This is a genomic window from Microbacterium sulfonylureivorans (genome assembly GCF_003999995.1).
Classification (GTDB): domain Bacteria; phylum Actinomycetota; class Actinomycetes; order Actinomycetales; family Microbacteriaceae; genus Microbacterium; species Microbacterium sulfonylureivorans.
Genome location: NZ_RJAD01000003.1, coordinates 158,282 through 175,701, shown reverse-complemented (window position 1 = coordinate 175,701; position 17,420 = coordinate 158,282). Strand labels below are relative to the sequence as shown.

Annotated in this window: 14 protein-coding genes; 9 read left to right on the top strand and 5 right to left on the bottom strand. The window is 72.8% G+C overall.

What is annotated here, in order from left to right:
* Nucleotide 1: 1 nt before the first annotated feature.
* Nucleotides 2–1,006, bottom strand: a complete 1,005-nt coding sequence (locus tag EER34_RS14330) for a Gfo/Idh/MocA family protein (protein ID WP_127475930.1) — start codon at nucleotides 1,004–1,006, stop codon at nucleotides 2–4.
* 94 nt (nucleotides 1,007–1,100) lie between these two features.
* On the opposite strand from EER34_RS14330, the gene EER34_RS14325 reads away from it, so the two are divergent.
* Nucleotides 1,101–2,429 carry a M20/M25/M40 family metallo-hydrolase gene (locus EER34_RS14325; RefSeq protein WP_127475928.1) on the top strand — a complete coding sequence of 443 codons (1,329 nt, stop codon included), beginning with the start codon at nucleotides 1,101–1,103 and terminating at the stop codon, nucleotides 2,427–2,429.
* Here the strand turns inward: EER34_RS14325 and EER34_RS14320 are convergent.
* Entirely contained in the window at nucleotides 2,402–3,832 is a 1,431-nt protein-coding gene (locus EER34_RS14320; protein ID WP_127475926.1) for an O-acetylhomoserine aminocarboxypropyltransferase/cysteine synthase family protein, read from the bottom strand. The genes EER34_RS14325 and EER34_RS14320 overlap by 28 nt on opposite strands.
* A 79-nt stretch (nucleotides 3,833–3,911) precedes the next feature.
* Here EER34_RS14320 and EER34_RS14315 point away from each other — a divergent pair, with 79 nt between their 5' ends.
* On the top strand, nucleotides 3,912–4,748 hold the full coding sequence (locus EER34_RS14315) for a sulfurtransferase (protein ID WP_127475924.1): 837 nt from the start codon (nucleotides 3,912–3,914) through the stop codon (nucleotides 4,746–4,748).
* Nucleotides 4,749–4,837: 89 nt separating this feature from the next.
* On the opposite strand, the gene EER34_RS14310 is transcribed toward EER34_RS14315, so the two are convergent.
* Both EER34_RS14310 and hrpA read right to left on the bottom strand, forming a co-directional pair.
* Nucleotides 4,838–5,779 (bottom strand): quinone oxidoreductase family protein, encoded by a 942-nt coding sequence (locus tag EER34_RS14310; protein ID WP_127475922.1) that lies wholly within the window; start codon nucleotides 5,777–5,779, stop codon nucleotides 4,838–4,840.
* A gap of 29 nt (nucleotides 5,780–5,808) precedes the next feature.
* A complete protein-coding gene (gene hrpA / locus EER34_RS14305; protein WP_127475921.1) occupies nucleotides 5,809–9,750 on the bottom strand; it encodes an ATP-dependent RNA helicase HrpA in 3,942 nt (1,313 codons plus the stop codon).
* Between the two features lie 114 nt (nucleotides 9,751–9,864).
* Between hrpA and EER34_RS14300 the strand changes: the two genes are divergently transcribed.
* The 5 genes from EER34_RS14300 to EER34_RS14280 are packed head-to-tail and all read left to right on the top strand — an operon-like array spanning nucleotide 9,865 to nucleotide 14,346.
* Nucleotides 9,865–10,680, top strand: coding sequence for a CPBP family intramembrane glutamic endopeptidase (locus EER34_RS14300; protein ID WP_127475919.1), 816 nt, complete (start codon nucleotides 9,865–9,867; stop codon nucleotides 10,678–10,680).
* The gene (locus EER34_RS14295) at nucleotides 10,677–11,321 is read left to right on the top strand and encodes a hypothetical protein (protein ID WP_127475917.1); all 645 of its coding nucleotides are present in this window, start codon (nucleotides 10,677–10,679) and stop codon (nucleotides 11,319–11,321) included. The genes EER34_RS14300 and EER34_RS14295 overlap by 4 nt, the downstream gene beginning before the upstream one ends.
* Nucleotides 11,318–11,620 carry a transcriptional regulator gene (locus EER34_RS14290; protein WP_127475915.1) on the top strand — a complete coding sequence of 101 codons (303 nt, stop codon included), beginning with the start codon at nucleotides 11,318–11,320 and terminating at the stop codon, nucleotides 11,618–11,620. Before EER34_RS14295 ends, EER34_RS14290 begins: the two co-directional genes overlap by 4 nt.
* A 10-nt stretch (nucleotides 11,621–11,630) precedes the next feature.
* Entirely contained in the window at nucleotides 11,631–12,470 is an 840-nt protein-coding gene (locus tag EER34_RS14285; protein WP_205791649.1) for an aldo/keto reductase, read from the top strand.
* A 31-nt stretch (nucleotides 12,471–12,501) separates the two neighbouring features.
* Nucleotides 12,502–14,346: a thioredoxin domain-containing protein gene (locus EER34_RS14280; protein ID WP_127475911.1), complete on the top strand. Its 1,845-nt coding sequence runs from the start codon at nucleotides 12,502–12,504 to the stop codon at nucleotides 14,344–14,346.
* A 22-nt stretch (nucleotides 14,347–14,368) separates the two neighbouring features.
* Here the strand turns inward: EER34_RS14280 and EER34_RS14275 are convergent, their stop codons facing one another.
* A complete protein-coding gene (locus EER34_RS14275) occupies nucleotides 14,369–15,988 on the bottom strand; it encodes a dolichyl-phosphate-mannose--protein mannosyltransferase (protein ID WP_240642390.1) in 1,620 nt (539 codons plus the stop codon).
* Nucleotides 15,989–16,072: 84 nt separating this feature from the next.
* On the opposite strand from EER34_RS14275, the gene EER34_RS14270 reads away from it, so the two are divergent.
* Both EER34_RS14270 and rsmI read left to right on the top strand, forming a co-directional pair.
* A complete protein-coding gene (locus tag EER34_RS14270; protein ID WP_338067959.1) occupies nucleotides 16,073–16,588 on the top strand; it encodes a MarR family winged helix-turn-helix transcriptional regulator in 516 nt (171 codons plus the stop codon).
* A gap of 9 nt (nucleotides 16,589–16,597) precedes the next feature.
* Nucleotides 16,598–17,416: a 16S rRNA (cytidine(1402)-2'-O)-methyltransferase gene (gene rsmI, locus EER34_RS14265; RefSeq protein WP_127475907.1), complete on the top strand. Its 819-nt coding sequence runs from the start codon at nucleotides 16,598–16,600 to the stop codon at nucleotides 17,414–17,416.
* The last annotated feature ends 4 nt before the right edge of the window (nucleotides 17,417–17,420 follow it).

The window sequence follows — 17,420 nt, the reverse complement described above, 5'->3', positions numbered from 1 at the left end:
GTCAGTCCTCCTGGGGGTAGCGGACGCCGACGTGCTCGCGCACCTCGTCGAGGGTCGCCATGATCGCCACGGTCTCGTCGATCGGCAGGAGGTCGCTGTCGGTCAGTCCCGCGGCGATGATCCGCTCCGCGGCCAGCGCCTGGTACTGCATCCCGCGACCCTGGATGTCGGACACGTAGTCCTCGAGCACCTCGCCGTCCGGCGCGATCACGCGGAACGACGTCGCGCTGTACCAGACGCGGTCGATGTCGATCCGGGCCTCGGTGCCGACGATGTGGGCCGTGTTCGGACCGGCTGAGCGGGATGCCGAGATCGACGTCGAGAGGGCGCCCGAGACGTGCGACATGATCGTGGCGACCTCCGTGTCGGCGCCGGTCTCACCCAGGCGCGCCGACGCGGCGATCGTCAGCGGCTCGCCCAGGATGTCCCACGCGAAGGAGAGCGGGTAGATGCCGAGATCGAGGAGTGCGCCGCCGCCGAGTGCGAGGTCGTTGAGGCGGTGCGCGGGGTCGCTCGAGATCCGCTGGGTGTGGTCGGCCATCACGACGCGGATCTCGCCGAGCGTCCCGGCGGCGACGATCTCGCGGATACGGGCCATGTGCGGCAGATACCGCGTCCACATCGCCTCCATGGCCAGGAGCCCGCGCTCGACGGCGACATCGCGCACGGCGGCGGCCTCGTCGGCGGTGAGGGTGAAGGGCTTCTCGACGAGGACGTGCTTGCCGTGCTCGAGGGCGAGGATCGCCTGCTCGGCGTGGAACGGGTGCGGAGTGGCGATGTAGACGATGTCGATGTCGGGGTCGGAGACGAGGGACTCGTACGAGCCGTGCACGTGCGCGACATCGAAGTCCGCGGCGAAGGCGGCGGCGGAATCGACACTGCGCGATCCGACCGCCACGAGGTCGAGGCCGGCGGTCCGGAGGTCGGCGGCGAACGCGCGGGCGATGCCGCCCGGGCCGAGGATGCCCCAGCGCAGGCCGGGCGAGGGGGAGGAAGCGGACGTCATGTCCCGAGCGTAGCGACCGCCCCGGGCGTCCGGGGTCTCACGGGGTCGCCACGAGGCCGCGAACGGCGCCGCCGCCGCGGAATAGGCTCGGTGCGTGACCTCCCCCGTCGACCGCTTCCGTGAGCTCCTGCGCATCCCGACGGTGTCGCACGCCGACGAGTCCGAGGTCGACTGGGAGACGTTCGATGCCTTCCAGGCTGCGCTCGAGCGTCTGTACCCTGCCGTGCACGCGACGCTCGAGCGCGAGATCGTCGACGGTCACTCGCTGCTGTTCCGCTGGGCCGGGGCGGAGGCATCCGATCCGCTCGTGCTCATGGCGCACATCGACGTGGTGCCGGTCGTCGCGTCCGAGTGGGACACCGACCCCTTCGCCGCCGACATCGTGGGCGAGGGGGCGGATGCCTCGATCCACGCGCGCGGCGCGATCGACGACAAGGGCGCGCTCGTCGCCGTCCTCGAGGCGGTCGAGCAGCTCGCGACGGGGGGTTTCCGCCCGGCGCGCGACGTGTACCTCGCATTCGGACACAACGAGGAGACCGCCGGCGGCGGGGCGCGGGCGATGGTCGAGGTGCTGCGGGGACGCGGCATCCGTCCGGCGCTCGTCCTCGACGAAGGCGGCGCCGTCGTCGAGGGGGTCATCCCCGGCGTGACCGTGCCGACGGCGATGGTGGGGGTCGCCGAGCGCGGCGTCATGACCCTGCTGCTCACCGCGCGCGAGGGCGGCGGGCACGCGTCCACCCCGCCCGCGGTGCCGGCCACCGCCCGGCTCGCGCGGGCCATCGACCGCCTCCACCGGCATCCGTTTCCGACGCGGCTCGCGCCGCCGGTGCGCGCGATGCTCTCGACGATCGCGCCGCACGCGCCGCAGCCGCTGCGCTCGGTGCTGCGCAGCCTGGCGGTCACGGGCCCGCTCGTCGCGGCCGTCTTCTCGAGACTCGGCCCCGAGATGAACGCCATCGTGCGCACGACCGCCGTCGCCACCGAGCTGAGCGGCGCACCGGGCGAGAACGTGCTCGCGACCACGGCGAAGGCATCCGTCAACATCCGTCTGCTCACGGGCGACACCGTCGAAGGCGCCGCCGCACGAGCCCGGCGCGTGATCGCCGACCCCGCGGTGGAGCTCGAGGTGCGGCACGGCTCCGACCCGTCGCCCGTGTCGCCCTGGCAGGGCGACGCGTGGCGGCGCCTGGCGACCGCCGTCGGCGAGTCACTCGGCGACGACGTCGTGACGACGCCTTACCTGCAGCTGGGCGCGAGCGACAGCCGCTGGTTCACCGCGATCTCGGACCACGTGTACCGCTTCACCCCGTTCCACCTCACCCGCGCCGAGCGCGACGCGCTGCACTCGCACAACGAGCGCATCCGCGTCGACGTATGGCTGCGGGGGATCGGGTTCTACCGGGCGCTGCTCTCAGCCAGCTGAGCCGCGGCAGGGCTCCCGGCCTCCTCGGCCTGCGCGGATTCGTCGGCGCCGGCGTGAGCTGCGTCGATGGGGACGGACACGCCGGCGAGCGCCTGGGCGAGATCGGCGACGATGTCCGCCGGGTCTTCGAGGCCGATCGAGAGGCGCACCGTCGTCCACGAGATGCCGGCGTCGGCCAGCTGCTCGGCGTTCAGGTGACTGTGGGTCATCGACGCCGGGTGGGCGACCAGGCTGCGGGCGTCGCCGATGTTCGCGACCAGCTTGACCAGCCGGAGCCGTGCGATGAACGACTCGACCAGGGTGAAGTCGGATTCGGGATCGCCGGTGCCCGGCAGGTCGAAGGCGAACACGGAGCTGGCGCCGCGCGGGAGGTACTCGAGCGTCCGCGCGTGCCACGGGCTGGACTCCAGTGCGGGGTGATGCACGGCGGTGACCGCCGCATGGGCCTCGAGGAAGCGCGCGACCTCGAGCGCGCTCGCCGAGTGCCGCGCGATGCGGAGGTCGAGCGTCTCGATGCCCTGCAGCAGCTGGAAGGCGTTGAACGCCGACAGCGACGGGCCGAGGTCGTGCACGTACTTGGTCTTCACGAGTGCGATGTACGGCGAGCCGGTGGCGCCGAAGCGCTCGACGAGGCTGCCGCTCGGCACGCGCTGGTAGGTCTCGGTCAGCTGCGGCCAGCGCGCCGGCTCCGCGGTGAAGTCGAACGTGCCGAGGTCGACGACGACGCCGCCGAGCGAGGTTCCGTGGCCGCCCAGGAACTTCGTGGCGGAGTGCACCGAGATGTCGGCGCCGAGGTCCTTCACGCGCTGCAGGTAGGGCGTCGCGACGGTGTTGTCGATCACGAGCGGCACGCCGGCACGATGCGCGATGTCGGCCACGGTGCGCACGTCGAGCACCTGCGCGATCGGATTGGTGATGGACTCCGCGAAGAACGCACGCGTGGTGGGGCGCACGGCGGCGGCCCAGGCATCCGCGTCGTCCTGATCGACGAAGGTGACCTCGATGCCCCAGTCGGCGAAGGTGTCCTGCAGCAGGTCGACCGTGCCGCCGTAGAGCTGGCGCGCGGCGACGATGTGCTGGCCCTGCTTGGCGAGCGCGAGGAGTGCGAGCGCCACCGCCGCCTGGCCCGACGCGACGCCCGCCGCGGCGACGCCGCCCTCGAGCTCGGCGACGCGCTTCTCGAACACGAGCACGGTCGGGTTCGCGGCGCGGCTGTAGATGTTCCCGTCGCGGCGCAGGGCGAACAGATCGCGGGCTTCGCTCAGCGACCGGAACTGGAAGGCGTTCGACTGGTGGATCGAAGGGACGGCGGTGTTCTCGGCGATGCCGGAGTCGAACCCCGCCTGCACCTGCGCCGTCGCGAACGCGCGCGAGGCCGTGGCGGCAACAGGCTCGTGTGACATGCGTCCATTGTCGAGGCGGACGCCCCGGGTCGCCCGCCTGTGTCGAACTGTTGCACGGCGGGTGGGCGAGGATGGGAGGATGCCGCTGCTCGCCACCCCCGAAGATGTCATCGCCCTCCGCGCCGCCGGCGGTCGCGTGACCGTGCTCGACGTCCGGTGGCGGCTCGATCGTCCGGACGGGCGCCCCGACTACCTCGCCGGCCACGTCCCCGGAGCCGTGTGGGTCGACCTCGACCGCGAGCTCGCGACCCACGGCTCTCCGGATCAGGGGCGCCATCCGCTCCCGTCCCGCCGGACGCTGCAGGACGCGGCGCGACGCTGGGGTCTCGACGACGGCGACACCGTCGTGATCTACGACGACTGGAACTCGCTCGCGGCGGCGCGCGCGTGGTGGCTGCTGCGCGGCAGCGGCGTCGCCGACGTGCGCGTGCTCGACGGCGGCCTGCGCGCGTGGACCGACGCCGGCCTCCCGCTGGAGACGCGGGACGTGGTCCCTGCCCGAGGGTCGATCACGCTGACGGAGCTCGCCGACGGGGTCGTCTCGATCGACGACGCCGCGCGATGGCCGGCGCGCGGCGTGCTCCTGGACTCCCGCGCCCCCGAGCGATACCGCGGCGAGGTCGAGCCTCTCGACCCGGCCGCCGGGCACATCCCGGGCGCGCGCAACCTTCCTGCTGCGGCCGTGCTCGACGCGGGCCGGTTCCGTGACGCCGGCGCCCTGCGCACGGCGTTCGCCGAGGTCGGCGCGACGCCGGGCGTGCCGGTCGCGGCGTACTGCGGGTCGGGCATCACCGCGGCGCACACGGCGCTGGCGGGCGAGCTCGCCGGGATCGATGTCGCCGTGTATCCCGGCTCGTGGAGCCAATGGTCCAATTCGCCCGGCCGCCCCGTCGCGACCGGCGGCGCGCCCGCCTGAGCCCGGGTGACTCCCACCCGCCTGTCGCGATCGGGGCCGGGATCAGGCGGGGGGCCGTCAGGCGAGCGGACGGGCCGGCCGCCGGTGGGTCACGGGACGAGCGTGATCTTGCCGTCGACGCCCGCGGCGACGACGCGGTGGGCCTCCGGTGCGTCCGAGAGGGCGAACGACGGTCCGAGCTCGACCGAGAAGCGCCCTGCCGCCAGGAGCGCGAGGACGACGGGCATGGCCTCTCCTCGCCATTCCTGCTGCTGCGCGGTCAGCGGCTCCGGGGATCCGCCCATGAAGGCGCGGACGCCGAGGGCCGAGGCATCCCGCCCCCGCACGAGCGTCGCGACGCGAGTCCTGTCGGCGACCAGCTCGACCGACGTCTGCAGCGCCTCGTCGGTGCCGGCCGCGTCGATGGCGACCGTCACGCCCTGCGGGGCGACCTCGCGCACCCGATCGGCGAGACCGTCGCCGTAGGGCACCGGCGTCGCGCCCAGGGCGCGCACGGCGTCCGCGCGCCGCGGTGACGCCGTCGCGACGACGGTCGCGCCCCACAGCACCGCGAACTGGATCGCGGCCTGGCCGACCGCTCCGGAGCCGCCGTGCAGCAGGAGCGTGTCGCCGGACCCGACCGAGAGCGATCGAAGCGTCTGGTAGGCCGTGCCGACGGGGATGCCGAGCGCCGCGCCGGTCGCCGCGTCGACCTGCGGCGGACGCGGGTGGACGCGGGATGCGGGGACCACGACGTCCGTGGCGTACGCGCCGTATGCGCCGGAGAACACGACGGCATCGCCGGCGCGGAAGCCGTCGACGCCCGCGCCGACCGCCGTCACCACGCCCGCTCCGTCGCTGCCGACGCGGCGCGGCTCGACGATCTCGGCCGACGTGCGGAGTCCGGAGCGGAGCTTGCCGTCGATCGGATTGACGCCGGCCGCCTCGACGCGGATCGCGATCTCGCCGGCTCCCGGAACAGGGGCGGGGATGTCGATGGGGTGGAGGACCTCGGGTCCGCCGAACTCGGTGTAGACGATCGCTGTGGCCATGGCAGGCGCAACCTCCTCGTTGTCGAGCGCTATTCCTTGAGCGCCTTCTGGATCCGCTGCAGCGACACCGGCTCGGCGGTGCCGAGCGGCTGCGCGAACAGGCTCACGCGGTACTCCTCGAGCAGCCAGCGCGTGTGCGCGAGCGTCGCCGGCGCGTCCGCGGGAAGCGGGATGGCGCCGCCGGCATCGGCGTAGACGGCCCCGGCGCGCTCGAACTCCGTCATGCGCTGCCGGTCGCGCCCGGGGTTGTCGGGCAGGGCCTTCACGCGGTCCAGTGCGGCACGCAGATAGCGCGGGAGGTGCGCCAGGCGGGCGGTGCCGGTCCGCGAGACGAAGCCGGGGAAGACGAGTCCGGCGAGCTGGCCTTTGACGTCGTTCAGCGTGCCGAGGAGTGTCAGCGAGTTCTGCTCGCGGACCGCGCGCTCGACGTCGCGGGATGCGGTCAGGATGCGGGCGGTCAGCGACACCGTCTGGAACAGCTCGTCCACCACGACCGCCGACAGCGCATCCCGGACGGCGTCGAATCCGGCTCGGGTGCGCACGACGCCGTCGGTCGCGGTACGCGAGACGACGGCATCCGCCACCGCGACGCGGCAGTCCTCGACGAGCGCCTTGGCGGACGGATAGGGGGATGCCGCGAGCGCCAGCTTCTCGGCGGAGGTCAGGTGCTCGAGCACGTACGCCGACGGCGACGCCACCGCGAGGAGCAGCAGCCGGCGGGCGCCGGCGCGGGTGGCGGCAGCCGCGGCCTCGGGCGTGGTCTCGATGCGGAGCGCGACGGAGCCGCCCTCGTCGACGAGCGCGGGGTATCCGCGCACCACGCCACCGGCGACGCGCGTGTCGACGACGTCGGGGAGGTCGCCGAACGACCAGTCGGTCAGCCCCGTGCGCTCGGCGAACGCGGGTGTCTCCGCGCCGGACTCGCGCGGCTGCGGACCGGCCGGACCGCCGCCGCGCCCGGGGCGCGACGGATCCTGCGCGCGGGCCACGGATCGGGCGACCGAGTCGCGCGCGCGGCCGGAGAGGCGGTCCTGCAGCGCGGCGAGGTCGCGGTCGGACCCCACGCCGCGACCGCGCTCGTCGACGGCGCGGAAGGAGACGAGCAGGTGCTGCGGCACGCGATCGAGCTCGAAGTCCGCCGCGGTCACCGGCTGGCTCGCGACGCGCCGGATCCGTGCGGCGAGGGCGTCGCGCAGTCCGAGGGGCGGCAGCCCGGCGTGCGACTCCGGGCCTTGGCCCGCCAGCTCGGACGAGAACGTGGCCGCCCAGTCGGCCGCGGGGACGACGTGCCGGCGGATCGCCTTGGGGAGCGCGCGCAGGAGGGCGGTGATGAGCTCGTCGCGCATGCCCGGCACCTGCCAGTCGAAGCCGTCGGGGCGCAGCTGGGCGAGAAGCGCCAGCGGCACCACCGCGGTGACACCGTCGTCGGCCGCGCCCGGCTCGAACCGGTAGGCGAGCGAGAGCACCTGGTCACCCTGCTGCCAGCGCGCGGGGAAGTCGCGTTCGTCGCCGCGCGACGCCTCGTCCACGAGGTCGGCCTCGGTCATGTCGAGCAGCCGAGGAGTGCGCTGCGAGGCATCCCGCCACCAGCCCTCGAACGAGCGCACATCGAAGACGTCGCGCGGGATCCGGGCGTCGTAGAACCGGTACACCGCCTCGTCGCCGACGAGGATGTCGCGGCGGCGCTCGCGCTCCTCGATCTTCTCGAGTCGCCGGCGCAGCTCGAGGTTGCGTCGCTCGAACGCCGTCAGGCGCTTGTCGAGGGACGAGGCATCCCACTCGCCCTCCACCAGCGCGTGCCGCAGGAACAGCTCGCGCGCGAACGGGCGGTCGAATCGCGCCAGCTGCACCCGGCGCTTCGGGACGATGTCGACGCCGAAGAGGGTGATCTTCTCGTAGGCGGATGCCGCGCCCGCCGCCTTCGACCAGTGCGGCTCGCTCAGCTGGCGCTTGGCGAGATCGCCGGCGAGCGGCTCGGCCCATTCGGGGTCGATCGCGGCCACGGTGCGGGCGAACAGGCGCGAGGTCTCGACGACCTCTGCCGCCATCACGGCCGACGGCCGCTGCTTCTTGAGCCCGGAGCCCGGGAAGATCGCGAACCGCGTGCCTCGCGCGCCCAGGTACTCGGCCGAGCGGCGGGCCTCGGCGCGATCTCCGGAGGAGCGCCCGCCGCGCTGACCGGTCTTCGCCGGCGCGCGGTCGTCGATGATGCCGATCTGCGACAGAAGGCCGGCGAGGATCGCGCGGTGGATGTCGGCGGGGTCCGCGGTCGCCCCAGCCGCCTGCTTGCGCGAGGTGCCCAGGATCGCGCTCAGCTGGCGGTGGACGTCCGCCCACTCGCGCACCCGCACGTAGTTGAGGTGCTCCTGGCGGCACAGGCGCCGGAACGCGCTCGATCCGAGCTCGGCCTGCTTCTCCTGCAGGTGGTTCCAGAGGTTGAGAAGGCTGAGGAAGTCGCTCGTCGGATCGGTGAAGCGCGCGTGGAGGCGGTCCGCCTCCTCGCGGCGCTCCTCGGGCCGCTCGCGCACGTCCTGGATCGACAGGCCGGCGACGATCACGAGCACGTCGCGCAGCACGCCGTTCCTGCGCGCCTCGATGAGCATGCGGGCGAAGCGCGGGTCGATCGGCAGACGGGCGATCTCGCGCCCGATGTCGGTGAGGACGGGAGCGCCGCCGCGGTCGGCGCCCGCGCTCGTCGGCGCGCGCACCGCGCCGAGCTCGACGAGGAGGTCGAGGGCTGCCTTCACGCCCCGCGAGTCGGGCGGCATGAGGAACGGGAACGAGGAGATGTCGCCGAAACCGAGCGAGAGCATCTGCAGGATGACCGAGGCCAGACTGGTGCGGAGGATCTCGGGCTCGGTGAACTCGTCGCGGCCGGTGAAGTCGTCCTCGGCGTAGAGCCGGATCGCGACGCCGGGGCTCGTGCGTCCCGCGCGGCCCGACCGCTGCTGGGCGGACGCCTGCGAGATCGGCTCGATCGGCAGCTGCTGGATCTTGGTGCGGTTGCTGTAGCGCGAGATGCGCGCCGTTCCGGTGTCGACGACGTAGCGGATGCCCGGCACCGTGAGACTCGTCTCGGCGACGTTCGTCGCGAGGATGACCCGTCGCCTCACGCCGGCGACCGATGACCGCTCGAACACGCGGTGCTGCTCGGCCGAGCTCAGCCGTCCGTAGAGCGGCAGCACCTCGGTGGGCGCGGCCGCCTTGGCATACATGCCGCGGACGGCATCCATCGCGTCGCGGATCTCTGCCTCGCCGGGGAGGAAGACGAGCACGTCGCCCGCCGGCTCTCGATCGAGCTCGCGGAGCGCGGCCGTGATCCCGTCGACGTCGTCGGCCTCGGCCTGGCCCTTGCCGGTGCCCGCCGGTGGCCGGTAGCGCACCTCGACGGGATACGTGCGTCCGGACACCTCGACGATCGGGGCGGGCGTGCCGTCCGGACCGGCGAAGTGCTTCGCGAAGCTCTCCGGGTCGATGGTGGCGCTCGTGATCACGACCTTCAGGTCGGGTCGCCTGGGCAGGATGCGCGTGAGGTACCCGATCAGGAAGTCCACGTTGAGGGAGCGCTCGTGCGCCTCGTCGACGATGATCGTGTCGTACTTCTTCAGCAGCCGATCGCGGTGGATCTCGTTGAGCAGGATGCCGTCGGTCATGAGTGCGACGCGGGTGTCGTCCGACACCTTGTCGGTGAAGCGCACCTTGTATCCGACCGTCGAGCCGAGGGGGACCTGGAGCTCCTCGGCGACGCGCTCGGCGATCGTGCGGGCGGCGATCCGGCGGGGCTGGGTGTGGGCGATGCGGGTGCGGCCGAGCTCGAGGCAGATCTTCGGCAGCTGGGTCGTCTTTCCCGAGCCGGTGGCGCCGGCCACGATCACGACCTGGTGATCGCGGATCGCGCGCGCGATCTCGTCCCGTGCGGCGCTGACGGGCAGCTCCGGCGGATAGGAGATGACGGGCTCGGGCGCAGACATAGCCCTCCATCGTATGACGGCGGTGAGGGACGGGGGATGCACCGCCGGCAGCGAGGCCGGCATCCGATTGCAAACCCCATTGACGTGCAAACAAGTTTGCGATACAAAGTAGCCATGTCCGCCACCACAGCCGCTCCTGTGACACCTGGCCCACGCGCCGTCACGGGCTCGCCGTCGCTCGCGTGGGGCATCGCGCTTCCCGCCCTGCGTGTCGTGATGGTCGCTCTTGCGTGCACACTGGCGTGGGTCGTCGTCGGGCTCACGGCGGGATGGACCGCCTTCCCGCCGACCCCGCTCGTCGCGACCGTGGCGATGCTGCCGGTCAACCTCATCTGCCTCGCACTCGTCGTCCGTCGCCTGCGCGCGGAGGGAACGAGCGCCCGTGCGCTCATCGGCTACCGCCCGGGCGCGCTCGGCCGCGACATCGCATGGGGCATGCTGTGGCTCGCCGTACTGTCCGTGCCGTTCATCCTCACGATCGTCGGGATGATGTGGCTCCTCCACGGACCCGGTGCCCTCACGCAGTTCGAGACCGTCTTCGTCGACAGCGACGCGATGCCGGCCTTCAGCCCGGCGGTCTCGCTCGTGCTCGCGATCGTCGCCGTGCTGACGTTCGCTCCGCTGAACGCCCCGACCGAGGAGCTCGTGTACCGCGGCCATGCGCAGCGGGCGATCGCCTCGCGCCGGCCGCTGCCGCTGGCGATCCTCATCCCGTCCGTGCTCTTCGGCCTGCAGCACGCCTGGTACGCGCCGACGTTCGACGCCGTGCTCGTCTACGTCAGCGCCTTCTTCGTGTGGGGAGTGGGCTCGGGCATCATCGCGTGGCGGCAGGGCCGCCTGCTGCCGCTGATCATCGCGCACGGCACGGTGAACCTGTTCACGACGCTCCCCGCCCTCGTCGTGCCCTTCCTTCCGATCGGAGCATCATGAACACCGACCCTTCGAGAGGCGACGAGGAGGCCGGCGACGCCGCCGAGATGCTCGCTCTCCTGGAGGAGCAGCAGGATCGCCTGGGCCGGCGGATGGGGGCCTTCGTCCCGTGGATCCTGCTCTCCTGGGGCATCGCGTGGCTGGTCGGCTTCGGGCTGCTGTGGCTCATCGACGGCGCGACGCCCGCGGTCGCCGTGCCGCTGCCGGTCGCGGTGGCGGTCTTCGTCGCGCTCATGGTCGCGGCGATCATCGTGTCGGCCGTGCTCGGGGCGCGCAGCCGGCGCGGCATCCGCTCGACCCCGGAAGCGGGCTTCACCGGCGCCGTGTTCGGCATGACGTGGATCGTCGGGTTCGTCGCGCTCCTGGTGTTCGGCACGGCCCTGCTCGTCAACGGGATGCCGGTCGAGCTCGCGAACATCTTCTACCCGACCGGTTCCGTGCTGTTCGTCGGGATCATGTACATCCTCGCGGGCGGGATCTGGCAGGCGAGGCCCACCCTGTGGATCGGCGGCTGGATCGTCGCCGTCGCCCTCGCGGCGCCGTACTTCGGGTACCCGACGCATTACCTGGTGTTCGCGCTCGCCGGCGGCGGCGTCTTCCTCGTCGGCGCGCTCGTCGTGTGGCTGTGGGTGCGCCGATGACCGAACTCGATCCGGTGATCCACGCCGCCGCGCGGCTGCGCATCACGGCCGCCCTCGCGACGCTCGACCCGGGGGAGAGCATCGCGTTCCCGCGGCTGCAGGAGCTTCTCGGCATGACGGCGGGAAACCTCTCCACGCACGTGCGCAGACTCGAGGACGCCGGCTACGTCGCCGTCGACAAGACCCATCGGGGTCGCACGCCGGTCACCTACCTCGCGCTCACCACGCGGGGCCGCCGCGCCTTCGAGGACTATGCCGAGACCCTCAGATCCGTGCTCGGAGAGCGATCCGGCTCGTAGGCTGGAAGGCATGGCAACGACCCCCTCTGTGAAGCTCAACGACGGCTACGACATCCCCCAGCTCGGCTACGGCGTCTTCAAGGTGCCGCCGGCAGACACCGAGCGCGCCGTGACCGAGGCGCTCGAGGTCGGCTACCGCCACATCGACACCGCGGCGATCTACGGCAACGAGGCGGGCGTGGGCGCCGCGATCGCGGCGAGCGGCCTGCCTCGCGACGAGCTCTTCGTCACGACGAAGCTGTGGAACGACCGCCACGAGGGCGACGAACCGCGCGCGGCGATCGCCGAGAGCCTCGAGAAGCTCGGCCTCGAGCAGGTCGACCTCTACCTCGTGCACTGGCCCACGCCCGCCGCGGACAACTACGTGCAGGCGTGGGAGAAGCTCATCGAGCTGCGGGCCGCCGGTCTCGCCCGCAGCATCGGCGTCTCGAACCACCTCGTGCCGCACCTCGAGCGCATCGTCGCCGCGACCGGCGTCGTGCCGGCCGTGAACCAGATCGAGCTGCACCCGGCCTACCAGCAGCGCGAGATCACCGACTGGGCCGCGGCCCACGACGTGCGGATCGAGTCCTGGGGCCCGCTCGGCCAGGGCAAGTACGACCTCTTCGGCGCCGAGCCGGTCGCCGCCGCGGCGCAGGCGCACGGCAAGACCCCGGCGCAGGCGGTGCTGCGGTGGCACCTGCAGAAGGGCTTCATCGTCTTCCCGAAGTCGGTGCGCCGCGAGCGGCTCGAGGAGAACCTCGACGTGTTCGACTTCGCGCTCACCGAGGCCGAGGTCGCCGCGATCGACGCGATGGAGCAGCCCGACGGCTCCGGTCGTGTGAGCGCCCACCCCGACGAGGTCAACTGACCGGCGTCGGCCCGAGCCGGCCCGGCACGTCATGAATCCTCGCCTCGCGGACGCCACGAGCCCCTACCTGCGGGCTCATGCGGGCAACCCGGTCCCATGGTTCCCGTGGGGCGAGGAGGCGTTCGCCGCGGCGCGCGCCCGGGATGTGCCGGTGCTCGTCTCGATCGGGTACTCGACCTGCCACTGGTGCCACGTCATGGCCCGCGAGTCGTTCGAGGACGCCGCCACCGCGGCCGAGATCGACGCCGGGTTCGTGGCGATCAAGGTCGACCGCGAGGAGCATCCCGAGGTCGACGCAGCGTACATGGCGGCCGCGGCCGCGTTCACGCCGAGCCTCGGCTGGCCGCTCACGGTGTTCGTCACGCCGGAGGGGCGCCCGTTCTTCGCGGGCACGTACTTCCCGCCGCAGCCGCGGGGAGGGATGCCGGCGTTCCGCCAGGTGCTCGCCGCGGTCCGCGAGGCGTGGGTCGAGCGTCGCGACCAGATCGACGGAACCGCGGACGCGGTGGTGGCGGCGCTCGCCGACGTGCGCAGCTCCGGAGGGCGCGCGGCATCCGCTCTGCCCTCTGGATCCGACCTCGCCGGCGCCGCCCGGGCGCTCGCCGATCGTGAGGACCCGGAGTTCGGCGGATTCGGCGGGGGAGAGCCCGCGACCCCGAAGTTCCCGGTCGCGACGGCGCTGCGCTTCCTGCAGAGCGGCGCCGTCCGAGAGACGGCGGGCGAGGCATCCGCCGTCGCCGACCGCGCCCTCGCCGCGATGGCCGCCTCGCCGCTGCGCGACCGCGTCGAGGGCGGGTTCTTCCGCTACGCGACCCGTCGCGACTGGACGGTGCCGCACTACGAGCGCATGCTGACCGACAACGCCCAGCTGCTCGACGTCGCGCTGGACGCCGGCGACGCGGACACCGCGCGGGCTGTCGCGGGGTTCCTCGTGGACGTCCTGCAGCAGCCGGGCGGCGGATTCGGCGCCGCACAGGACTCCGAGTCGTGGATCGACGGCGCCCGCAGCGAGGGCGGCTACTACGCGCGGGATGCCGCGTCCCGCGGCGGCCTCGAGCCCCCGGCCGTCGACGGCAAAGTCGTCACGGGGTGGAACGGCCTCGCCGTCGGCGCGCTCGCCCGTGCCGGCTCGCGGCTCGGGGACGAGCGCTGGATCGACGCCGCCCGACGTGCGGCCGACGCCGTGCTCGAGGCGAACCTCGCCCCGGACGGCTCGCTCGTGCGCGCGTCGCTCGACGAGATCCCGTCGCGGGCGAAGGCGACGCCGGCCGACTACGGCCAGCTCGCGGCCGGACTCGTCGCGCTCGCCGCGGCCACGGGCGACGCGGCGTATGCGGTGCGCGCCCGCGAGCTGGTCGCCGCCTGCATCGGCCCCGACGGGCTGCCGGCCGTGCCGGGCGGGGGAGACCCGGTTCTCGCCGCGCAGGGCGTGGGGGCTCCGGATGCCGCGTCCGACGGCGACGAGCCGTCCGGGCACGCCGCTCTCGCCGAGGCCGCCACCGCGCTGTGGATGCTGGGCGGCGGCGACGAGCTGCGCGCCGTGGCCGAGAGCATCGTGTCGCGCAGCGCCGCCGCGGCCCTCGCGCAGCCGCTCGCGCACGGTGCGCTGCTGCGCGTCGCCGCGACTCTGACGACGGCGCCCCGGCAGCTCGTGGTGCTGGCATCCGATCCTGCGGCACCTCTCGCGACGGCAGCGAGAGGTGTCCGGGCGGATCTCGTGGCCGTCGTCACCCCGTCGCAGGCGGACGCGTTCACCGCCGCCGGATTCTCGCTGTTCGCGGGCAAGGTCGCGGTGGGGGGCATCCCGACGGCGTACGACTGCCGGGACTTCGCATGCCGCCTGCCGGTGACAGATCCGGCGGATCTCGCCGACTGACGCGGTCGCGGGCCGCGGGGCGCTACACCCAGGTGGGCAGCCAGTTGTGCAGCCGCCAGAAGTCGTAGGGCACGGTCATCGCCGTGACCACGGGGTACCAGAAGGCCGACAGCAGCAGCGCGACGCCGAGGAACACCATCACCAGCCGCTGGCCCGTGAGCCGCCGGTACGCGTCGGCGTGCCGCGGCCCGGCGATGTCGCGCAAGGCGAACGTCAGGGCCAGCAGCATGAACGGCAGGACGAGCACGGTGTAGAACTGGAAGATCGTGCGCTCAGGGAAGAACAGCCAGGGCACGTAGGTGACGCCGATCCCCGTGAGCACGAGCGCATAGCGCCAGTCGCGCGCCACGACGAAGCGGTAGGCGAGGTAGATCACGGCGGCGACGCCGGCATACCAGATGAGCGGGTTCGGGATGCTCGCGATCACCTGCGAACAGCCGTTGGCCGCGGCACAGCCGTCGGCGCCGAGGGCGTCGTGGTGGTAGTACATGCCGGTGGGCCGGATGAGGAGCGGCCACTGCCACGCCGGACTCGCGTAGGTGTGGCCCGACGTGATCTGCGACGCGGCGTTGAGCATCGTGACGTGATCGAGCCACAGGCTCTGCAGCGACAGCGGAACCCACGACCACACGCCCGTGGCCGGGTTCGCGTCGGCCGCGTGGCGGCTGTATCCGCCGTCGCTGAGCAGCCACCCCGACCATGAGACGACGTACACGAGCACGGCGACCGGCACGAGGAGCACGAACGTGGCCGCACCCTGCCGGATCGCGTCGGTGGGCCAGAACAGCACTCCCGCCCGTCGCCGGGCGAGGGCGTCGGTCACCACGAGGTAGATCCCGAGCCCGGCGAGCACCCACGCGCCCGACCACTTGACGGCGGATGCCGCGCCCAGCGCCGCGCCGGCGGCGATGATCCACGGCCGGTTCCACAGGATCGGGCCCCAGGACGGCGGCTCGTCGTCGTCGTAGCGTGCGGCCACGGTCTGGGCGATCCTCGTCATCGTGCGCTCTCGATCGAGGAGCACGAAGAGGAAGCCCAGGAGCATGAAGAACATCAGCGGCGTGTCGAGGAGCGCGACACGGCTCATCGAGATCGCCAGACCGTCGACGGCCATCAGGAGTCCCGCAACGACGGCGAACGTCGTCGAGCGGGTGAGCCGCTTCGCGATCAGCATGAGCACCAGCACGGCCGCCGTGCCGAGGAGGGCTGTCGTGATGCGCCATCCCCAGCCGCTCTCGGGGCCCAGCACCATCATGCCGACCGCGATGATCCACTTGCCGAGCGGCGGATGGATGACGAAGGCGGGATCTGTGGTGAAGATGCCGACGTCGCCCGCGAGGAACCGGTCGTTGGCCTCCGCGGGCCAGGCGGCCTCGTACCCGAGCTGCGAGAGTGTCCACGCGTCCTTCACGTAGTACGTCTCGTCGAACTGGTTCATCAGGTCGTGCGCCGCGGCGAGGTTCCACAGGCGCAGCACGGCGGCCAGGAGCACGACCAGCGCGGGCGCCAGCCACGCGTAGAGGCGGTGCGCCTTCGGGTCGCGCACGACGCGCTCGGTGAACCGGTCATACAGACTCGGACGCACCGGCGGGATCAGCGGCTCGGCGGGCGGGTCGGCGTCCAGCCGGGGCGCGTGCGTCACCGGCCCAGTCTAAGTGTCGACGTCTGGGAGCCCTGCTCGCGGCGGTCGCCGTCGGCAGGCCCGCGCGTCCGTATGATTCCTGACGTGGACGCTACGACGGGGTACTGGTACGGCGAGGACGACGACTCGCGGCGTCGGCGCGCCGTCGACCTCCTTCAGGCGTTCCGGCTGTACCGGGCCGCCGAGGTCGCGATGAGGCGCCGGACCCGTGACGCGATGGCGATGGGCGAGAACGATCTGCTCACCCTCCGGTACCTCCTGAAGGCCGTTCGCGAAGACCGTCTCGTCTCGCCGGCCGAGCTCGCGCGCTATCTCGGCGTGTCGACGGCGTCGATGACGGTGATCATCGACCGCCTCGAGAAGTCCGGTCACGTGCGCCGCGGGCCCCATCCGACCGATCGCCGGAGCATCGTGGTGATCCCCACGGTCGAGACCGACGAGGAGGTGCGGCGCACGCTCGGGGCGATGCACGTCCGCATGCTCGATGCCGTGTCGGGAATGACCCCGGACGAGACGCGCATCGTGATGGACTGCCTCGCCCGCATGCAGGCCGCCGTCGACGTCATCGAGCCCGCCCACGACGAGACGACGCCCGCCTAGGCTGGGTCCGTGATCATCCTCGCGGCGACCCCGATCGGAAACCTGGGGGATGCCTCGCGCCGCCTCGTCGAAGCGCTGCAGACCATCACGGTCATCGCCGCCGAGGACACGCGCACGACGCAGCGGCTGCTCGCGGCGCTCGGCATCGAGAACCGTCCGCGCCTGATCGCCCTGCACGATCACAACGAGAAGGAGCGAGCCCCTGAGCTCGTCGAACTCGCCCGCGACCGCGATGTGCTGGTGCTGAGCGACGCCGGTATGCCGACGGTGAGCGACCCGGGGTACGGCCTGGTGGCCGCCGCCGCGGCGGCAGGAGTGACCGTGACGGCCATTCCCGGGCCGAGCGCCGTGCTCACCGCGCTCGCGGTGTCGGGCCTGCCGACCGACCGCTTCACCTTCGAGGGGTTCGTGCCGCGCAAGCCCGGGGAGCGCGCCGGCGCTCTCCGGTCGCTCGCGAACGAGCCGCGGACCATGGTGTTCTTCGAGGCGCCGTTGCGGGTGGCCGCGACGCTCGCCGATATGGCGACGGCGTTCGGCTCCGACCGGCCGGCCGCGGTCTGCCGAGAGCTGACGAAGCTGTACGAGGAGGTCGCGCGCGGCACCCTCGCCGAACTGACGGAATGGGCGGCGGCCGGGGTTCGCGGCGAGGTCGTGCTCGTCGTCGCCGGTGCGGCCCCGCGCGAGGTCGCCTTCCCCGACGCGGTCACTCAGGTGCTCGAGCTCGTGCGCGGCGGCACTCGGCTGAAGGACGCAGCCGGCGAGGTCGCGGCCCACACCGGGCACTCCTCGCGCGAGCTGTACCAGGCCGCGCTCGCCGTGCGGGGGTAGCCCG

Excerpts from the sequence above, each read along its gene's own strand:
- EER34_RS14310 (WP_127475922.1), bottom strand. The coding sequence starts at position 5,779 with ATGGCCACAGCGATCGTCTACACCGAGTTCGGCGGACCCGAGGTCCTC.
- EER34_RS14290 (WP_127475915.1), top strand. The coding sequence starts at position 11,318 with ATGACCGAACTCGATCCGGTGATCCACGCCGCCGCGCGGCTGCGCATC.
- EER34_RS14295 (WP_127475917.1), top strand. The coding sequence starts at position 10,677 with ATGAACACCGACCCTTCGAGAGGCGACGAGGAGGCCGGCGACGCCGCC.
- EER34_RS14285 (WP_205791649.1), top strand. The coding sequence starts at position 11,631 with ATGGCAACGACCCCCTCTGTGAAGCTCAACGACGGCTACGACATCCCC.
- EER34_RS14315 (WP_127475924.1), top strand. The coding sequence starts at position 3,912 with ATGCCGCTGCTCGCCACCCCCGAAGATGTCATCGCCCTCCGCGCCGCC.
- hrpA (WP_127475921.1), bottom strand. The coding sequence starts at position 9,750 with ATGTCTGCGCCCGAGCCCGTCATCTCCTATCCGCCGGAGCTGCCCGTC.
- EER34_RS14330 (WP_127475930.1), bottom strand. The coding sequence starts at position 1,006 with ATGACGTCCGCTTCCTCCCCCTCGCCCGGCCTGCGCTGGGGCATCCTC.
- EER34_RS14300 (WP_127475919.1), top strand. The coding sequence starts at position 9,865 with ATGTCCGCCACCACAGCCGCTCCTGTGACACCTGGCCCACGCGCCGTC.
- EER34_RS14280 (WP_127475911.1), top strand. The coding sequence starts at position 12,502 with ATGAATCCTCGCCTCGCGGACGCCACGAGCCCCTACCTGCGGGCTCAT.
- EER34_RS14320 (WP_127475926.1), bottom strand. The coding sequence starts at position 3,832 with ATGTCACACGAGCCTGTTGCCGCCACGGCCTCGCGCGCGTTCGCGACG.